16 protein-coding genes and 1 pseudogene are annotated in these 17,318 nt (G+C 52.2%); 11 read left to right on the top strand and 6 right to left on the bottom strand.

All coding sequences use genetic code 11. The features are described from left to right. Nucleotides 1-933, top strand: a complete 933-nt coding sequence (thrB, locus tag IMQ48_RS02520) for a homoserine kinase (protein ID WP_196207779.1) — start codon at nt 1-3, stop codon at nt 931-933. Then, nucleotides 934-2,220 (top strand): threonine synthase, encoded by a 1,287-nt coding sequence (gene thrC, locus IMQ48_RS02515; RefSeq protein ID WP_196207778.1) that lies wholly within the window; start codon nt 934-936, stop codon nt 2,218-2,220. Nucleotides 2,221-2,323: 103 nt separating this feature from the next. On the opposite strand, the gene yaaA is transcribed toward thrC, so the two are convergent. Together yaaA and IMQ48_RS02505 are read right to left on the bottom strand one after the other, a co-directional pair. Beyond that, nucleotides 2,324-3,097 (bottom strand): peroxide stress protein YaaA, encoded by a 774-nt coding sequence (gene yaaA / locus IMQ48_RS02510; RefSeq protein WP_196207777.1) that lies wholly within the window; start codon nt 3,095-3,097, stop codon nt 2,324-2,326. 77 nt (nt 3,098-3,174) lie between these two features. Then, nucleotides 3,175-4,605 (bottom strand): sodium:alanine symporter family protein, encoded by a 1,431-nt coding sequence (locus IMQ48_RS02505; RefSeq protein ID WP_196207776.1) that lies wholly within the window; start codon nt 4,603-4,605, stop codon nt 3,175-3,177. Nucleotides 4,606-4,879: 274 nt separating this feature from the next. On the opposite strand from IMQ48_RS02505, the gene tal reads away from it, so the two are divergent. The 3 genes from tal to IMQ48_RS02490 all read left to right on the top strand — a co-directional run bounded on the left by tal (nt 4,880) and on the right by IMQ48_RS02490 (nt 7,963). Then, nucleotides 4,880-5,833 carry a transaldolase gene (gene tal, locus IMQ48_RS02500; protein WP_196207775.1) on the top strand — a complete coding sequence of 318 codons (954 nt, stop codon included), beginning with the start codon at nt 4,880-4,882 and terminating at the stop codon, nt 5,831-5,833. 110 nt (nt 5,834-5,943) lie between these two features. Then, nucleotides 5,944-6,531: a molybdopterin adenylyltransferase gene (gene mog, locus IMQ48_RS02495; protein ID WP_196207774.1), complete on the top strand. Its 588-nt coding sequence runs from the start codon at nt 5,944-5,946 to the stop codon at nt 6,529-6,531. Nucleotides 6,532-6,655: 124 nt separating this feature from the next. Further along, nucleotides 6,656-7,963 carry an MFS transporter gene (locus IMQ48_RS02490; protein ID WP_196207773.1) on the top strand — a complete coding sequence of 436 codons (1,308 nt, stop codon included), beginning with the start codon at nt 6,656-6,658 and terminating at the stop codon, nt 7,961-7,963. Nucleotides 7,964-7,997: 34 nt separating this feature from the next. Here the strand turns inward: IMQ48_RS02490 and satP are convergent, their stop codons facing one another. The 3 genes from satP to IMQ48_RS02475 form a co-directional block, all read right to left on the bottom strand. Continuing rightward, nucleotides 7,998-8,564: an acetate uptake transporter gene (satP, locus tag IMQ48_RS02485; protein ID WP_196207772.1), complete on the bottom strand. Its 567-nt coding sequence runs from the start codon at nt 8,562-8,564 to the stop codon at nt 7,998-8,000. Between the two features lie 148 nt (nt 8,565-8,712). Beyond that, a complete protein-coding gene (msyB, locus tag IMQ48_RS02480; RefSeq protein WP_196207771.1) occupies nt 8,713-9,426 on the bottom strand; it encodes an acidic protein MsyB in 714 nt (237 codons plus the stop codon). A gap of 34 nt (nt 9,427-9,460) precedes the next feature. After that, nucleotides 9,461-9,865, bottom strand: coding sequence for a DUF2541 family protein (locus IMQ48_RS02475; protein ID WP_196207770.1), 405 nt, complete (start codon nt 9,863-9,865; stop codon nt 9,461-9,463). A gap of 382 nt (nt 9,866-10,247) precedes the next feature. Here IMQ48_RS02475 and dnaK point away from each other — a divergent pair, with 382 nt between their 5' ends. The 4 genes from dnaK to nhaR all read left to right on the top strand — a co-directional run bounded on the left by dnaK (nt 10,248) and on the right by nhaR (nt 15,699). Then, on the top strand, nt 10,248-12,164 hold the full coding sequence (gene dnaK / locus IMQ48_RS02470) for a molecular chaperone DnaK (protein WP_196207769.1): 1,917 nt from the start codon (nt 10,248-10,250) through the stop codon (nt 12,162-12,164). 86 nt (nt 12,165-12,250) lie between these two features. Beyond that, the gene (gene dnaJ / locus IMQ48_RS02465; protein ID WP_196207768.1) at nt 12,251-13,384 is read left to right on the top strand and encodes a molecular chaperone DnaJ; all 1,134 of its coding nucleotides are present in this window, start codon (nt 12,251-12,253) and stop codon (nt 13,382-13,384) included. A gap of 210 nt (nt 13,385-13,594) precedes the next feature. Continuing rightward, nucleotides 13,595-14,761 (top strand): Na+/H+ antiporter NhaA, encoded by a 1,167-nt coding sequence (nhaA, locus tag IMQ48_RS02460; protein ID WP_196207767.1) that lies wholly within the window; start codon nt 13,595-13,597, stop codon nt 14,759-14,761. A 38-nt stretch (nt 14,762-14,799) separates the two neighbouring features. Beyond that, nucleotides 14,800-15,699 carry a transcriptional activator NhaR gene (gene nhaR / locus IMQ48_RS02455; protein WP_196207766.1) on the top strand — a complete coding sequence of 300 codons (900 nt, stop codon included), beginning with the start codon at nt 14,800-14,802 and terminating at the stop codon, nt 15,697-15,699. A 59-nt stretch (nt 15,700-15,758) separates the two neighbouring features. Here nhaR and rpsT read toward each other — a convergent pair whose 3' ends face one another. Next, nucleotides 15,759-16,022 carry a 30S ribosomal protein S20 gene (gene rpsT / locus IMQ48_RS02450; protein WP_003018940.1) on the bottom strand — a complete coding sequence of 88 codons (264 nt, stop codon included), beginning with the start codon at nt 16,020-16,022 and terminating at the stop codon, nt 15,759-15,761. Between the two features lie 105 nt (nt 16,023-16,127). On the opposite strand from rpsT, the pseudogene IMQ48_RS02445 reads away from it, so the two are divergent. Beyond that, a pseudogene (locus IMQ48_RS02445) lies at nt 16,128-16,342 on the top strand (DUF2575 domain-containing protein). A gap of 7 nt (nt 16,343-16,349) precedes the next feature. After that, a complete protein-coding gene (gene ribF, locus IMQ48_RS02440) occupies nt 16,350-17,288 on the top strand; it encodes a bifunctional riboflavin kinase/FAD synthetase (RefSeq protein ID WP_196207764.1) in 939 nt (312 codons plus the stop codon). Nucleotides 17,289-17,318: the final 30 nt, after the last annotated feature.

The raw sequence follows: 17,318 nt of genomic DNA, 5'->3' as shown, positions 1-17,318 counted from the left end.
ATGGTGAGAGTTTATGCCCCGGCTTCCAGTGCCAATATGAGCGTCGGGTTTGATGTGCTCGGGGCGGCGGTCACGCCGGTGGATGGTTCTTTGTTAGGCGATGTTGTCTCTGTGGAGGCAGCCGATAGCTTTAGTCTCAAAAATCTGGGGAGATTTGCGAGCAAACTGCCGTCAGAGCCGCGGGAAAATATCGTCTACCAGTGCTGGGAGCGATTCTGTCAGGAGCTGGGGAAAGCTGTTCCGGTGACGATGACGCTGGAAAAAAATATGCCGATTGGCTCCGGCTTAGGTTCCAGCGCCTGTTCTGTCGTTGCTGCGCTGGTGGCAATGAACGAGTACTGTGGCAAACCGCTCAACGATACGCGCTTACTGGCAATCATGGGCGAGCTGGAAGGGCGTATCTCCGGCAGTGTTCACTACGATAACGTGGCACCGTGCTTTTTGGGCGGTATGCAATTGATGATTGAAGAAAACGGCATTATCAGCCAGCAGGTGCCAGGCTTTGATGAGTGGTTGTGGGTGCTGGCCTATCCGGGCATTAAGGTTTCCACGGCTGAAGCGCGGGCGATTTTACCGGCGCAATACCGTCGTCAGGACTGCATCGCCCATGGGCGACATCTGGCGGGCTTCATTCATGCCTGTTATTCCCGTCAGCCAGGGTTAGCAGCAAAGCTGATGAAAGATGTGATTGCCGAGCCATACCGTACCCGCTTGCTGCCCGGCTTCAGCCAGGCGCGTCAGGCGGTGGCGGAAATCGGTGCGGTGGCCAGCGGCATCTCCGGTTCTGGACCGACGCTGTTTGCCCTGTGCGATAAACCGGATACGGCGCAGCGGGTTGCAGACTGGCTGGATAAAAATTACCTGCAAAATCAGGAAGGCTTTGTTCATATTTGCCGGCTGGACACGGCGGGCGCACGGGTACTGGGAAAATAAATGAAACTCTATAATCTAAAAGATCATAACGAGCAGGTCAGTTTCGCGCAGGCTGTCACCCAAGGGTTGGGTAGAAAACAGGGGTTATTTTTTCCGCACGATCTGCCGGAATTTAGCCTGACCGAAATCGATGAAATGCTGAAGCTGGATTTTGTCAGCCGCAGCGCAAAGATCCTGTCCGCCTTTATTGGTGATGAAATTGCGCACGACGTCCTCGCAGAGCGTGTGCGTGCGGCGTTTGCGTTCCCTGCACCGGTTGCTCAGGTGACGAGCGATGTTGGTTGTCTGGAGCTGTTCCACGGCCCGACGCTGGCCTTTAAAGATTTTGGCGGGCGCTTTATGGCGCAGATGCTGACGCACATCAGCGGCGACAAGCCGGTGACCATCCTGACGGCCACTTCCGGAGATACCGGGGCGGCGGTTGCGCATGCCTTTTATGGCCTGAAAAATGTACGTGTGGTGATCCTCTATCCGAACGGTAAAATCAGCCCGTTACAGGAAAAACTGTTCTGTACGCTGGGCGGAAACATTGAAACTGTTGCTATTGACGGCGATTTTGATGCCTGCCAGGCGCTGGTGAAACAGGCGTTTGATGACGAAGAACTGAAGGTGGCACTGGGGTTAAACTCGGCTAACTCGATCAACATCAGCCGTTTGCTGGCTCAAATCTGCTACTACTTCGAGGCTGTGGCGCAACTGCCGCAGGAGGCGCGTAATCAGCTGGTGGTTTCTGTACCGAGCGGCAACTTTGGCGATCTGACCGCCGGACTGCTGGCAAAATCACTCGGTCTGCCGGTGAAGCGCTTTATCGCGGCAACCAACGTCAATGATACGGTTCCGCGTTTCCTTGAAGAAGGTGAGTGGGAGCCAAAAGCCACCCAGGCGACCTTATCGAATGCCATGGATGTCAGCCAGCCGAACAACTGGCCGCGCGTGGAAGAGTTGTTCCGCCGTAAAATTTGGCGTCTGAACGAGCTGGGCTATGCGGCTGTTGACGATGCGACCACAGAGGAAACGATGCGTGAGCTGCAGGCGATTGGCTACACCTCTGAGCCGCATGCTGCGGTGGCTTACCGTGCGCTGCGTGATCAACTGAATCCAGGCGAATATGGCCTGTTCCTCGGGACCGCGCACCCGGCGAAGTTTAAAGAAAGCGTTGAGCAGATCCTTGATGTGACGCTGGATCTACCAAAAGAGCTGGCGGAGCGTGCGGACTTGCCGCTGCTGTCACATCATCTGCCGGCTGATTTTGCCGCGCTGCGTCAGCTGATGATGACCCGCGGGTAATTATTGTGCCGGATGGTGACGCTGGCGCGTCTTATCCGGCCTACGGGCGTTCGTTTTGTGTCGTAGGCCGGATAAGGCATTAGCCGCCATCCGGCCTCTTTCATTACTGCTCGTGACGTTTAAACACCAGTTCGCCTTTACCGGAAGCCTCTTCATCAAAGAAATAGCCTTCGCTGTTAAAGGCGGTCAGCTGTTCTGGCTGGGTTAAGCGGTTTTCAATGATATAGCGGCTCATCAGACCACGCGCTTTTTTAGCATAGAAACTGATCACTTTGAATTTGCCATTTTTCTCGTCGAGGAAGACCGGTTTGATCAGCTCCGCGTTCAGTTTTTTCGGTTTCACGGATTTAAAATACTCATCCGAGGCGAGGTTAATTACCACGCTGTCGCCTTGTGCTTCCAGCGCTTCGTTCAGCTTGTCAGTAATGATATCTCCCCAGAACTGATAGAGATCTTTACCTTTGGTATTGGCGAGGCGAATGCCCATCTCAAGGCGATAAGGTTGCATCAGATCCAACGGGCGCAGCACGCCGTACAACCCGGACAACATGCGTAAATGCCGCTGGGAAAAATCAAAATCGGCCTCGCTGAAAGTGTCTGCCTGCAGCCCGGTGTAGACGTCGCCTTTAAACGCCAGAATAGCCTGGCGCGCATTGTCGGGCGTGAAATCAGGCTGCCAGTCGTGGAAGCGGGTGGCGTTCAGGTCCGCCAGTTTGTCGCTAATTCCCATCAGCTTACCAATCTGCGGCGCTGAAAGCTGACGCGCTTGGTGAATCAACTGCTGGGAATGATCCAGCAACTCGGGCAGCGTATAACGCGTAGTGGCCAGTGGGCTTTGATAGTCGAGTGTTTTTGCAGGTGAAATCAGAATCAGCATATCCAGTCCTTGCGGGAGATTTACTGCGACTGTAGCAAAAAAAACGACAGAATTGATCGATGGTTGTGATTGCCGCGCTAGCTGCGCGGCGGTTCATCCCAGGCATCAGGTGCAAGCTGTTGTCTGATATCAGGATAACGCTGCGGATTAAATTCCGGCCGCACGCCGAGTTTTCGCTGGCGCAGGTAATCGCTGGCAAGGGTATGGACAACCGGGGAAAGCAGCAAAATTGCCGTCAGATTCGTGATGGCCATGCAGGCCATGATAATGTCGGCGAGCTGCCACACCAGCGAAAGGTTGAGTAATGTTCCGCCGATCACGGTGCAGACGGTGGAGATACGCAAAACCCAGATGACGCGCATATTGTCTAACTTCAAAAAGATCAGATTATTTTCTGCATAAATGTAGTTGGCGACAATAGAGCTGAAGGCAAACAGAACCACAATCAGTGCAACGAACCCGGCACCCCATTCACCCGTGAGCGTTACCATGGCCTTCTGGACCAACTGAATACCTTCCATTGGGGCGTACGTGGTGCCATTGCCTGCCAGTAGAATAATCATTGCGCTGGCCGTACAGATAATCAACGTATCGCCCAGCACACCAATCATCTGCACAATGCCTTGTGCGGCGGGATGCGGAGGCCATGACGCTGCTGCGGCGGCTGCGTTAGGGGTTGAGCCCAGTCCCGCTTCATTAGAAAACATACCGCGTTGAAAGCCGCTGGCAATGGCCTGGCTTAGCGTATAGCCGGCAGCGCCGGCGGCGGCTTCCTGCCAGCCAAACGCACTTTTCACGATAGTGACAATGACCTCAGGGATCTGTCCGATATGCCACAGGCAGATGGCGATGCTGCTGCCGACCCACAGCAGGGCCATTAATGGCACGAACCATTGCATCAGGCGGGCAACGCCTTTAATACCGCCAATGATAACCAGTAAAGACAGTAACGCCAGCGAGATACCAGACGCGAGAGGCGGAATGTCGAAAGCAAACTCCAGCGCACGCGACACCGAGTTCGCCTGGACACTGTTAAAAATAAAACCATAGGCAATGAGTAAAAAGATAGCAAACAGAACGCCCATCCAGCGCATGCCCAGCCCGCGCGCCATATACCACGCGGGTCCGCCGCGAAACTGACCTTTACTGTCGCGCTCTTTATACAGTTGGGCGAGTGAGCATTCGGCAAATGAGGTCGCCATACCGATCACCGCCGAGACCCACATCCAGAAGACGGCGCCAGCACCCCCTGCGGCGATGGCCAAAGCAACGCCCGCCAGATTACCGCTGCCGATACGGGCGGCGAGACTGGTACACAGTGCCTGAAATGAGGTTAAACCACCCGGTTGCGGACTGATGCTATTTTTAAGACTTTTGCCAAACTGGCGAATGTAGCGGAACTGGACGAACCCGGTACGGTAAGTGAACCAACATCCTGCGCCAAGCAGGAGGTAGATCATCACCGAGCCCCACAATATTTCATTAATAAATACGAAAAAATCAGGCATTAACATCCCTCTTGTTGATGCCGGTACGCGCTAATATCCCCGTGTAAGCGCTACCAATTATCGAACAGTATAAACCTTGTAATGAGAATGATAGAGGGAGTTTACCATAACATCAGCTCGACTCTTTAATTGCGCACAATGGGCTCTGAGATGCGTAATCAGGGCTGAACGGTAAGTGAGGTACTCCCGGCGGTTGCGCTGAGAGTGCGTCGTGCTATCATCAGGAAAGATCGGTTACATCCCCCTAACAAGCTGTTTAAAGAGAAACGCTATCATGACGGACAAATTGACCTCCCTTCGTCAGTTCACCACTGTAGTGGCCGACACCGGAGACATCGCGGCAATGAAGCTGTATCAGCCTCAGGATGCCACAACTAACCCTTCTCTCATTCTTAACGCAGCGCAGATCCCAGAATACCGCAAGCTGATTGATGACGCTGTGGCCTGGGCTAAGCAGCAGAGCAACGATCGCGCGCAGCAAGTCGTCGACGCGACGGACAAACTGGCGGTAAATATCGGTCTGGAGATCCTGAAGCTGGTCCCGGGTCGTATCTCTACTGAAGTTGACGCTCGCCTGTCCTACGACACCGAGGCATCTATCGCGAAAGCGAAACGCCTGATCAAAATGTACAACGATGCTGGCATCAGCAACGATCGCATTCTGATCAAACTGGCTTCCACCTGGCAGGGTATCCGTGCCGCGGAGCAGCTGGAAAAAGAAGGCATCAACTGTAACCTGACTCTGCTGTTCTCCTTCGCGCAGGCGCGCGCATGTGCAGAAGCAGGCGTGTACCTGATTTCTCCGTTTGTTGGCCGTATTCTGGACTGGTACAAAGCCAATACTGACAAGAAAGAGTACGCACCGGCAGAAGATCCGGGTGTGGTTTCCGTTACGGAAATCTATGAGTACTACAAACAGCACGGTTACGAAACCGTGGTGATGGGCGCAAGCTTCCGTAACGTCGGCGAAATCATTGAGCTGGCGGGCTGCGATCGTCTGACGATTGCCCCGGCACTGCTGAAAGAGCTGGCAGAAAGCGAAGGCGCTCTCGAACGTAAACTGTCCTTCTCTGGCGAAGTGAAAGCACGTCCTGCGCGTATCACCGAAGCCGAATTCCTGTGGCAGCACAACCAGGATCCGATGGCTGTAGACAAACTGGCGGACGGTATCCGTAAGTTTGCTGTAGACCAGGGCAAACTGGAAAAAATGATCGGCGATCTGCTGTAATCATCTTAGCGTGGCCCTGACAGGGGTCACGCTACCTCTTCTGAAACCTGTCTGTCCTTCCCTTCGCAGTGTATCATTCTGTTTAACGAGACTGTTTAAACGGAATAATCATGAACACTTTACGCATTGGCTTAGTTTCTATTTCTGACCGTGCCTCCAGCGGCGTTTATCAGGATAAGGGTATCCCCGCACTCGAAGAGTGGCTGGCGTCTGCCCTGACAACCCCTTTTGAATTGCAAACCCGACTGATCCCGGACGAGCAGGCGATCATTGAACAAACGTTGTGTGAACTGGTTGATGAAATGAGCTGCCACCTGGTGCTAACCACTGGTGGCACTGGCCCAGCACGTCGCGACGTCACTCCTGATGCTACGCTGGCGGTGGCCGACAGGCAGATGCCCGGCTTTGGTGAGCAAATGCGCCAGATTAGCCTGCACTTTGTGCCGACGGCGATCCTCTCCCGTCAGGTTGGGGTTATTCGCAAGCAGGCGCTGATCCTCAACCTGCCAGGCCAGCCGAAGTCGATCAAAGAAACGCTGGAGGGGGTGAAAGACGCTGACGGTAACGTTATCGTGGCGGGTATTTTCGCAAGTGTACCATATTGTATACAGCTGCTGGATGGGCCGTATGTGGAAACTGCTCCCGCTGTAGTAGCATCTTTTCGGCCTAAAAGCGCGATACGCGATACAAATACCTGAAAGTAGCCTTTTCGTGACATAAAGCGTAATGCCGGTGGAGTATTGAATTGTTTACGATATAGTAATTTTTGATTTACATATATCGCTAAGCACCTTCAATCACTCCACTGACGCATGGTTTGCTATGTCACAACATTCTCGACCACTGAATCGCCAGGATTATAAAACCCTTTCGCTCGCCGCTCTCGGCGGGGCGCTTGAGTTTTATGATTTTATTATCTTTGTCTTCTTTGCCGCCGTTGTGGGTGAGCTGTTCTTCCCCGCAGACATCCCCGAATGGCTACGTCAGGTGCAAACCTTCGGTATTTTTGCCGCAGGATATCTGGCGCGCCCATTAGGCGGCATCATCATGGCGCATTTTGGCGATCTGGTTGGGCGTAAGAAAATGTTCACTCTGAGCATTTTATTGATGGCGATACCGACGCTGGCGATAGGTCTGCTGCCGACGTATGCCTCGATGGGGATCCTGGCCCCGCTGTTGCTATTGATGATGCGTATTTTGCAGGGAGCAGCCATTGGGGGAGAAGTGCCGGGGGCGTGGGTGTTTGTTGCCGAGCATGTGCCGGAGCGCCGTATCGGCATTGCCTGCGGAACGCTGACTGCCGGGTTAACGGTGGGGATTCTACTGGGCTCGGTGGTGGCCACGTTGGTGAATACCAGCCTGACGCAGCAAGCGGTGCATGAGTACGGCTGGCGTATACCTTTCTTGCTGGGGGGCGCATTTGGGCTGATAGCAATGTATCTGCGCCGCTGGCTGCAGGAGACGCCGATCTTTCTTGAGATGCAGCAGCGTAAAGCATTGGCGCAAGAACTGCCGGTGAAGTCGGTCGTCAGTAAACATAAAAAAGCGGTGGTGGTGTCGATGCTGCTGACCTGGTTGCTTTCAGCTGGGATTGTGGTGGTGATCCTGATGTCACCTGTCTGGCTGCAAAAACAGTATGGTTTCGCTCCTGCACTGACATTACAGGCCAACAGCGTGGCCACCATTATGCTGTGCATCGGGTGCCTGCTGGCTGGATTTGTGGTCGACAGAGCAGGTGCCAGCAAAACCTTTATTGTTGGCAGCCTGCTGCTGGCCTGTTCCAGCTGGTTTTTCTATCACCTGACCGGCAGTCATCCTGAGCACCTGTTCCTGTTGTACGGTCTGGTCGGGCTGTGCGTTGGCGTGGTCGGCGCGGTGCCATACGTGATGGTGCGGGCGTTTCCGGCGGAAGTCCGTTTTACCGGTATCTCTTTTTCCTATAACGTCTCATATGCCATTTTCGGTGGTTTGACGCCAGTCGCGGTAACGATGTTGATGAGCGTGTCGCCGATGGCTCCGGCCTGGTATGTGCTGGCACTTTCGCTGGTGGGGTTAGGGCTGGGAATTTGGCTACGACAGGATATTTATCATCGTGATACGGACGTTGAGGAAGCATTACAGCGTCTGTAAGGATTATCCCCCCTTGCGGGGGGATAATGGAAGATTAGTGCATTTCACCAATCGGCAGGATGGTGCGGCCAAACTGTTCGTTCAGCACTTCACCCATCGCCAGGTAAATGGCGCTTGCGCCACACACTAAGCCAATCCAGCCAGCAACATGGATAATGGCTTCGTTACCTGCAATGTTACCCACAGCCAGCAGGGCAAACAGCACGGTCAGGCTCAGGAAGACAAACTGCAATGCGCGGTTTGCTTTCAGCGTGCCGAAGAACATGAACAGGGTGAACACGCCCCACAGTCCCAGATACACGCCCAGGAACTGGCCATTTGTTGCATCCGCCAGACCCATTTTAGGCATGATCAGGATCGCAACCAGAGTCAGCCAGAAAGAACCGTAGGACGTAAAAGCGGTTAACCCGAAGGTATTGCCTTTTTTGTATTCCAGCAGTCCGGCAAAAATTTGCGCGATGCCGCCGTAGAAAATTCCCATCGCCAGAATAATAACGTCAAAGGCGAAGAAACCCGCGTTATGCAGGTTAAGCAGAATGGTGGTCATGCCAAAGCCCATCAGGCCCAGCGGTGCCGGATTAGCCAACTTAGTGTTGCCCATAATTCCTCAAAATCATCATTGATTGAATGGTGAAATAATTTCCCCGAAAAACGATCATAGACTTCGGGGCGCGGCATGATAATCAGGGGAGAGGGCACTGTCTATGATCTAACGAAGGGAAAATGAATTATTTTCCCTGTGATGGGCATCACGCTTGCGCGTGGGCGATCATTCTGCGCAGGCAGGCGATTTGAAGTACCGCCGGAATCGTCACGCGATAGGCGCTGCCGCTCACCGCTTTAACCCCGTTTAATGCGGCGCCGACCGGGCCGCCAAGTCCGGCTCCACGCAGTAATCCGTGTCCGATGACGCTGACGGCGGCGTGTGTTCTTAGGATCTTGCTAAGCTGGCTGGAGAGCAGGTGAGATACACCTGTCGCCAGATGACGGTCCTTCATTAATAGTGGCAAAAGTTCTTCCAGTTCAGAGACTTTTGCATCAACGGCCTGTAAAAAGGTCCGCTTGTGTTCCGCATCCATTTTTTGCCAGGCATTACGTAAAAAGTGTTCCAGCAGATATTGTTCAATTTCGAATGTGGACATCTCTTTGTTGGCTTTCAGCTTCAGACGCTTCGAAACATCCAGCAAAATCGCCCGATACAGTTTTCCATGGCCGCGGAGTTTATTGGCAATGCTGTCGCCGCCATAATGCTGAAGCTCGCCGGCAATCAGCTGCCAGTTGCGGCGATGTTGTTCCGGGTGTCCTTCCATCGATTTAAATAAATCGTTGTGGTTTAGTACGCTCGACAGACGGGCTTTCCCTTTTTCATTATGCGTGAGCAGGCGGGTAATATTGGCGAGTTGCTCCTCACTACAATGCTGAAGAAAGTCGAGGTCGTCGTCATTCAAATACGTGACATTCATGTTTTCTATGGCTTCTGAATAAAAGTGTGCGGAATTAGTCGTCGCCGATGATTTTCAGCGTCGCCATATCAGAGGAGTTCACCGTATGGCCGGAGAAGGTGATTTTTTTGACGCAGCGCTTATTGTCGTTGTCACTATTAATGTTGATCCAGTTGGTCGTTTGCCCTTCTTTGATGGAGGAAGGCACATTCAGACTTTGGCTGGACATGCGGGCAGCCTTGAAATAAACAGATGCGCCACTGAGCTGTAAATCACCATGATCGGCAGTGAGTTGAATGCGTTTCACCACGCGACAAACGGGAAGTTTTAGGGTCAGATCGTTGGTTTCATTACGGGGCATGGCAATCATACCCAAAACTTTATGATCGTTAGCGTGCGCGGCGCTGCTCAGCAGCAGGCCCATAAACAGGCTGGCGGAAAGGGTTAACGTGGATTTCATGGGATTTCTCTTTGACGGCTGCAAAAGTGTGTGACTTCAGACCATCTTACCGCCGTCGGAAAAACGATTCATGCTCGTAATCTTTTCTTTTTATTACAATTTTTATGTGAATAACTTTACTTATTAAATTGATGGCGCGAATTAATTCTGGTTGGCAACTATTCATTTTTTATCTTTTAGCCTTTTTTCTGTGATTTTATTGCCACAAGGCTAAAAAAAATTTTCATTCCCCCCTTGATGAAGTGGGTTACGACCCCATCTTGTAGACAACCGCAGTGGTGAGTCTGAAAAAAAACGATTCAGGGTAGTTGAAACAGCACGTTTCGCCCTTATTACAGATTCACAACCACCTGATGACAGAATTTTTAGTGGAGACGTTTAGATGGGTAAAATTATTGGTATCGACCTGGGTACTACCAACTCTTGTGTAGCGATTATGGATGGCACTACTGCACGTGTGCTGGAGAACGCCGAGGGCGATCGCACCACGCCTTCTATCATTGCTTATACCCAGGATGGTGAAACTCTGGTTGGTCAGCCGGCTAAACGTCAGGCAGTGACAAACCCGCAAAACACCCTGTTTGCGATTAAACGCCTGATTGGCCGCCGCTTCCAGGACGAAGAAGTACAGCGTGATGAAGCCATCATGCCGTACAAAATCATCGGTGCTGACAACGGTGATGCATGGATTGACGTAAAAGGTCAGAAACTGGCACCGCCGCAGATCTCTGCTGAAGTGCTGAAAAAAATGAAGAAAACGGCTGAAGATTACCTGGGCGAGCCGGTAACTGAAGCGGTTATCACCGTACCTGCTTACTTCAACGATGCTCAGCGTCAGGCAACTAAAGACGCTGGTCGTATCGCAGGTCTGGAAGTTAAACGTATCATCAACGAACCGACCGCTGCTGCGCTGGCTTACGGTCTGGACAAAGAAGTCGGCAACCGTACTATCGCGGTTTACGACCTCGGTGGTGGTACTTTCGATATCTCTATTATCGAAATCGACGAAGTTGACGGTGAAAAAACCTTCGAAGTTCTGGCAACCAACGGTGATACCCACCTCGGTGGTGAAGACTTCGATAGCCGTATGATCAACTACCTCGTTGATGAATTTAAGAAAGATCAGGGCATTGACCTGCGTAACGACCCGCTGGCTATGCAGCGCCTGAAAGAAGCCGCAGAGAAAGCAAAAATTGAGCTGTCTTCTGCGCAGCAGACCGACGTTAACCTGCCGTACATTACTGCAGATGCGTCTGGTCCGAAACACATGAACATCAAAGTGACTCGTGCGAAACTGGAAAGCCTGGTAGAAGACCTGGTTAACCGTTCTATCGAGCCGCTGAAAGTTGCTCTGCAGGATGCTGGTCTGTCTGTTTCTGACGTTCAGGACGTTATCCTGGTCGGTGGTCAGACTCGTATGCCGATGGTACAGAAGAAAGTTGCTGAGTTCTTTGGTAAAGAACCGCGTAAAGACGTTAACCCGGACGAAGCCGTGGCAATCGGTGCTGCTGTTCAGGGTGGTGTATTGACCGGTGATGTTAAAGACGTACTGCTGCTGGACGTTACCCCGCTGTCTCTGGGTATCGAAACCATGGGCGGCGTGATGACTCCGCTGATCGCGAAAAACACCACTATCCCGACCAAGCACAGCCAGGTGTTCTCTACCGCTGAAGACAACCAGTCTGCGGTAACCATCCATGTGCTGCAGGGTGAACGTAAACGTGCTGCTGATAACAAAGATCTGGGTCAGTTTAACCTGGATGGTATCAGCCCGGCACCGCGCGGTATGCCGCAGATCGAAGTGACCTTCGATATCGATGCTGACGGTATCCTGCACGTTTCTGCGAAAGATAAAAACAGTGGTAAAGAGCAGAAGATCACCATCAAGGCGTCTTCTGGTCTGAACGAAGAAGAAATTCAGAAAATGGTTCGTGAAGCAGAAGCGAACGCAGAATCTGACCGTAAGTTTGAAGAGCTGGTTCAGACCCGTAACCAGGGTGACCATCTGCTGCACAGCACTCGTAAGCAGGTTGAAGAAGCTGGTGATAAACTGCCGGCTGACGACAAAACCGCTATTGAGTCCGCTCTGACTGCGCTGGAAACGTCTTTGAAAGGCGAAGACAAAGCAGATATCGAAGCGAAAATGCAGGCGCTGGCACATGTTTCCCAGAAACTGATGGAAATCGCTCAGCAGCAGCATGCACAGCAGCAGGCGGGTTCAGCTGATGCTTCCGCGAACAACGCAAAAGATGACGATGTTGTCGATGCTGAGTTTGAAGAAGTGAAAGACAAAAAATAATCGCCCTTTGAACGGGTAAAACACTGGCACGGGCGAAGAGGTTTCCTCTCCGCCCGTGCACGCATGTTAGGGGCAGATAAAAAGAGATGGCTAAGCAAGACTATTACGAGATTTTGGGCGTTTCCAAAACAGCGGAAGAGCGTGAAATCAAAAAGGCCTATAAGCGCCTGGCCATGAAATTTCACCCGGACCGTAACCAGGGTGATAAAGAGGCCGAAGCCAAATTCAAAGAGATCAAAGAAGCCTACGAGATCCTGACCGACGCGCAAAAACGCGCGGCTTACGATCAGTACGGCCATGCGGCGTTTGAGCAAGGCGGTATGGGCGGCGGCGGCGGTTTCGGCGGCGGTGCTGACTTCAGCGATATCTTTGGTGACGTGTTTGGCGATATCTTTGGCGGTGGTCGTGGCCGTCAGCGCGCCTCACGTGGTGCGGATTTACGTTACAACATGGATCTCACTCTGGAAGAAGCCGTGCGTGGCGTCACCAAAGAGATCCGTATTCCTACGCTGGAAGAGTGTGACGTTTGCCACGGCAGCGGTGCTAAATCTGGCACTCAGCCGCAGACCTGTCCGACCTGTCACGGTTCCGGTCAGGTGCAGATGCGTCAGGGCTTCTTTGCCGTACAGCAGACCTGTCCACACTGTCAGGGCCGCGGTACGCTGATTAAAGATCCGTGCAACAAATGTCACGGGCATGGCCGCGTAGAGAAGAGCAAAACACTGTCCGTTAAAATCCCGGCAGGGGTTGATACCGGCGACCGTATCCGTTTGTCTGGTGAAGGCGAAGCGGGTGAGCATGGCGCACCGGCAGGCGATTTGTACGTTCAGGTGCAGGTGAAACAGCACCCGATTTTCGAACGCGAAGGGAATAACCTGTACTGTGAAGTACCGATCAACTTTGCGATGGCTGCGCTGGGCGGCGAGATTGAAGTCCCGACGCTGGACGGTCGCGTGAAGTTAAAAGTCCCTGGCGAAACGCAAACCGGTAAACTTTTCCGTATGCGTGGCAAAGGCGTTAAATCGGTTCGCGGTGGTGCTCAGGGCGATCTGCTGTGTCGCGTGGTGGTTGAAACCCCGGTTGGTTTGAACGACAAGCAGAAACAGTTGCTGAAAGATCTGCAGGACAGTTTTGGCGGCCCGACGGGTGAGCAAAACAGCCCGCGTTCTAAAAGCTTCTTCGACGGCGTGAAGAAATTCTTTGACGATCTGACGCGCTAATTTACCGCCATAAATTTGACAAAAAGCCTGGGACTGAAGAGTCTCAGGCTTTTTTTATTTATTTCGATCCGTCCTGAACAGGGACGATACTTTTCAAAATCATTAACTCGTAAAAACCGAATTATTCATCATGAATAATCTAATATTAACGATGAGTTATGCGGAGTAAGATAGTAATTACGAAGTATTCACCCAATAGAGAGAATAAAAGTGAAACATCTACATCGTTTTTTTAGTAGCGATGCCTCGGGAGGCATTATTTTGATCATCGCTGCGGTAGTCGCAATGTTGATGGCCAACATCGGTATAACCAGTGGATGGTACCACGACTTTCTGGAGACCCCGGTTCAACTGCGGGTGGGCGCGCTTGAGATCAATAAAAATATGCTGCTGTGGATCAACGATGCGTTGATGGCGGTGTTTTTCTTGCTGATTGGTCTGGAAGTTAAGCGCGAATTGATGCAGGGATCGCTGGCCAGTCTGCGACAGGCGGCGTTTCCGGTTATTGCCGCGATTGGTGGCATGATCGTCCCGGCGTTGCTGTATCTGGCATTCAACCATGCTGACCCCATCACCCGTGAAGGATGGGCAATCCCAGCGGCAACGGATATCGCTTTTGCGCTCGGCGTACTGGCGCTGTTGGGTAGTCGCGTTCCGCTGGCACTGAAAATCTTCTTGATGGCGCTGGCGATTATCGACGATCTTGGCGCGATTGTGATCATCGCACTGTTCTATACCAGCGATCTCTCCCTGCTGTCGTTGGGGGTTGCCGCGTTCGCTATCCTCATTCTGGCGGCGTTGAATCTGTGTGGTGTCAGACGTACCGGTATTTATATCCTGGTAGGCGCAGTGCTGTGGACTGCAGTGCTGAAGTCAGGTGTGCATGCGACGCTGGCGGGTGTGATTGTCGGTTTCTTTATCCCGCTGAAGGAAAAGCATGGCCGTTCTCCGGCGAAACGTCTGGAGCATGTTCTGCATCCGTGGGTAGCCTATCTGATCCTGCCGCTGTTTGCCTTCGCCAATGCGGGGGTTCCACTGCAGGGCGTGACGTTAGATGGACTGACCTCCATCCTGCCACTGGGGATTATTGCTGGCCTGCTTATCGGTAAGCCGCTGGGGATCAGCCTGTTCTGCTGGCTGGCGTTACGCCTCAAGGTAGCGCAATTGCCTGAAGGCACGAACTTCCAGCAAATCATGGCGGTGGGTATTCTGTGCGGCATTGGCTTTACGATGTCGATTTTCATCGCCAGCCTGGCGTTTGGTAACGTTGATCCGGAACTGATTAACTGGGCGAAACTGGGGATCCTGATTGGTTCTCTGCTGTCGGCGGTAATCGGTTATAGCTGGCTGCGTACCCGCTTGAACGCGTCAGTCTGAGCCGATAACCCTTTGGTGACAATTTTCAGGGAGAGAGTATGTCTCATATAAATTACAACCACCTGTATTACTTCTGGCATGTGTATAAAGAAGGTTCGGTGGTGGGGGCCGCAGAAGCGCTTTATCTGACACCGCAAACTATTACCGGGCAGATCAAAGCGCTTGAGGAGCGCTTACAAGGGAAATTGTTTAAGCGTAAAGGGCGAGGTCTGGAACCCAGCGAGTTAGGCGAGTTGGTTTTTCGTTATGCGGACAAAATGTTCACCTTAAGCCAGGAGATGCTGGATATCGTGAACTACCGTAAAGAGTCTAACTTGCTGTTTGATGTGGGCGTGGCGGATGCGTTGTCTAAACAGCTGGTTAGCAGTGTGCTTGACGCCGCCGTGGTGAAAGATGAACAAATTCACCTGCGCTGCTTTGAATCAACGCATGAGATGCTGCTGGAGCAACTCAGCCAGCACAAGCTGGATATGATTATCTCCGACTGCCCGATCGACTCAACGCAGCAGGAAGGGCTGTTCTCTGTGAAAATTGGCGAGTGTTGTGTGAGCTTTTGGTGCACCAACCCGCTACCGGAGCAGCCGTTTCCTGCCTGTCTTGAGGAGCGGCGTTTACTGATACCAGGGCGTCGCTCAATGCTAGGGCGTAAGCTGCTGAACTGGATTAACTCGCAGGGACTGAACGTTGAGATTCTCGGGGAGTTTGACGATGCCGCATTAATGAAAGCCTTTGGCGCTACGCATAATGCTATTTTCGTCGCCCCTACGCTCTATTCGAACAATTTCTACGCTGATGACTCGATCATTGAGATTGGGCGCGTGGAGAATGTGATGGAGGAGTACCATGCTATTTTTGCCGAGAGGATGATCCAGCATCCGGCGGTGCAGCGCATTTGCAATGCTAACTACTCGGCATTGTTTGCGCCGGGGAGTAAGTAAAAAGACATAAAAAAACCCGCTTGCGCGGGTTTTTTCACAAAGCGACAACAAGCAGGCGATTAAGCCAGTTTGTTAATCTGTGCAGTCAGGTTTGCTTTATGACGTGCAGCTTTGTTTTTGTGGATCAGACCTTTAGCAGCCTGACGATCCACGATTGGTTGCATTTCGTTAAATGCTTTCAGTGCAGTAGCTTTGTCGCCAGCTTCAATAGCTGCGTATACTTTCTTGATGAAAGTACGCATCATAGAGCGACGGCTAGCGTTGTGCTTGCGGGCCTTTTCAGACTGAACGGCACGCTTCTTAGCTGATTTGATATTAGCCAAGGTCCAACTCCCAAATGTGTTCTATATGGACAATTCAAAGGCCGAGGAATATGCCCTTTTAGCCTTCTTTTGTCAATGGATTTGTGCAAATAAGCGCCGTTTAAATTGCAGCACTCGTTGCGTAGTGATGGCGCAGGATTCTACCAGCTTGCGGGTTGTGAATACAGCTTTTCCACGAGAAAAGTTGAATTGGGTGGTCAGTGAAGGCATCTATTTGTTTCATAGTAATGAAAACAATCTTCTTTCTGTTTCACAGCGCCAATCGCCGGTTAACGTTGACCGCGGTACAGGGTATACTTTCACGATTTTCACTGTTTTGAGCCAGACATGAAGCTGATACGAGGCATACATAATCTCAGCCAGGCCCCGCATGGGTGTGTGCTGACTATTGGTAATTTCGACGGCGTGCACCGTGGTCATCGTGCGTTGCTGCAGGGCTTACAGGAAGAAGGACGCAAACGAAATTTACCGGTGGTGGTGATGATTTTCGAGCCGCAGCCGCTAGAGCTGTTTGCGACCCAAAAGTCACCAGCACGACTGACTCGCTTGCGGGAAAAGCTGCGTTATCTGGCGGAATGCGGCGTGGATTACGTACTGTGCGTGCGTTTTGACCGGCGTTTTGCCGCATTAACGGCGCAGAACTTTATCAGCGACCTGCTGGTTAAGCGCCTTGGCGTACAATTTCTTGCCGTAGGTGATGATTTCCGCTTTGGCGCTAGCCGTGCGGGCGATTTCTTGTTATTACAGGAAGCGGGCGCGGAGTATGGCTTCGATATCACCAGCACGCAGACTTTCTGTGAGGGTGGGGTGCGAATTAGCAGCACCGCCGTGCGCCAGGCGTTGGCTGACGATAATCTGCTGCTGGCCGAAAGCTTACTGGGCCATCCGTATACCATTTCAGGACGGGTGGTACACGGCGACGAATTAGGGCGTACCATCGGTTTTCCGACGGCCAATGTCCCTCTCCGTCGCCTGGTTTCTCCGGTGAAAGGGGTGTATGCGGTTGAAGTGATGGGACTGGGCGACACGCCTTTACCCGGAGTCGCGAATATTGGTACCCGTCCAACGGTGGCAGGCGTACGCCAGCAGTTAGAAGTGCATCTACTGGACGTTGTAATGGACCTCTATGGTCGCCATATAGATGTAGTGCTGCGTAAAAAAATACGCAGTGAACAGCGATTTGCCTCGCTGGATGAACTAAAAGCGCAGATTGCGCGTGATGAGTTAACTGCCCGCGAATTTTTTGGGCTATCAAAACCGGCTTAACGCCTATACGAGTTTTAAATACGGAACCGA

Source organism: Citrobacter sp. Res13-Sevr-PEB04-36 (assembly GCF_015672735.1).
In the GTDB taxonomy this organism is placed as follows: Bacteria; Pseudomonadota; Gammaproteobacteria; order Enterobacterales; family Enterobacteriaceae; genus Citrobacter.
The sequence above is the reverse complement of the archived record's forward strand: the minus strand, read 5'-3'. Positions and strand labels throughout refer to the sequence as shown.

Bases quoted from the DNA above. Each gene is read 5' to 3' on its own strand.
- thrB (WP_196207779.1), top strand. From the start codon at position 1: ATGGTGAGAGTTTATGCCCCGGCTTCCAGTGCCAATATGAGCGTCGGG.
- thrC (WP_196207778.1), top strand. From the start codon at position 934: ATGAAACTCTATAATCTAAAAGATCATAACGAGCAGGTCAGTTTCGCG.
- yaaA (WP_196207777.1), bottom strand. From the start codon at position 3,097: ATGCTGATTCTGATTTCACCTGCAAAAACACTCGACTATCAAAGCCCA.
- IMQ48_RS02505 (WP_196207776.1), bottom strand. From the start codon at position 4,605: ATGCCTGATTTTTTCGTATTTATTAATGAAATATTGTGGGGCTCGGTG.
- tal (WP_196207775.1), top strand. From the start codon at position 4,880: ATGACGGACAAATTGACCTCCCTTCGTCAGTTCACCACTGTAGTGGCC.
- mog (WP_196207774.1), top strand. From the start codon at position 5,944: ATGAACACTTTACGCATTGGCTTAGTTTCTATTTCTGACCGTGCCTCC.
- IMQ48_RS02490 (WP_196207773.1), top strand. From the start codon at position 6,656: ATGTCACAACATTCTCGACCACTGAATCGCCAGGATTATAAAACCCTT.
- satP (WP_196207772.1), bottom strand. From the start codon at position 8,564: ATGGGCAACACTAAGTTGGCTAATCCGGCACCGCTGGGCCTGATGGGC.
- msyB (WP_196207771.1), bottom strand. From the start codon at position 9,426: ATGAATGTCACGTATTTGAATGACGACGACCTCGACTTTCTTCAGCAT.
- IMQ48_RS02475 (WP_196207770.1), bottom strand. From the start codon at position 9,865: ATGAAATCCACGTTAACCCTTTCCGCCAGCCTGTTTATGGGCCTGCTG.
- dnaK (WP_196207769.1), top strand. From the start codon at position 10,248: ATGGGTAAAATTATTGGTATCGACCTGGGTACTACCAACTCTTGTGTA.
- dnaJ (WP_196207768.1), top strand. From the start codon at position 12,251: ATGGCTAAGCAAGACTATTACGAGATTTTGGGCGTTTCCAAAACAGCG.
- nhaR (WP_196207766.1), top strand. From the start codon at position 14,800: ATGTCTCATATAAATTACAACCACCTGTATTACTTCTGGCATGTGTAT.
- ribF (WP_196207764.1), top strand. From the start codon at position 16,350: ATGAAGCTGATACGAGGCATACATAATCTCAGCCAGGCCCCGCATGGG.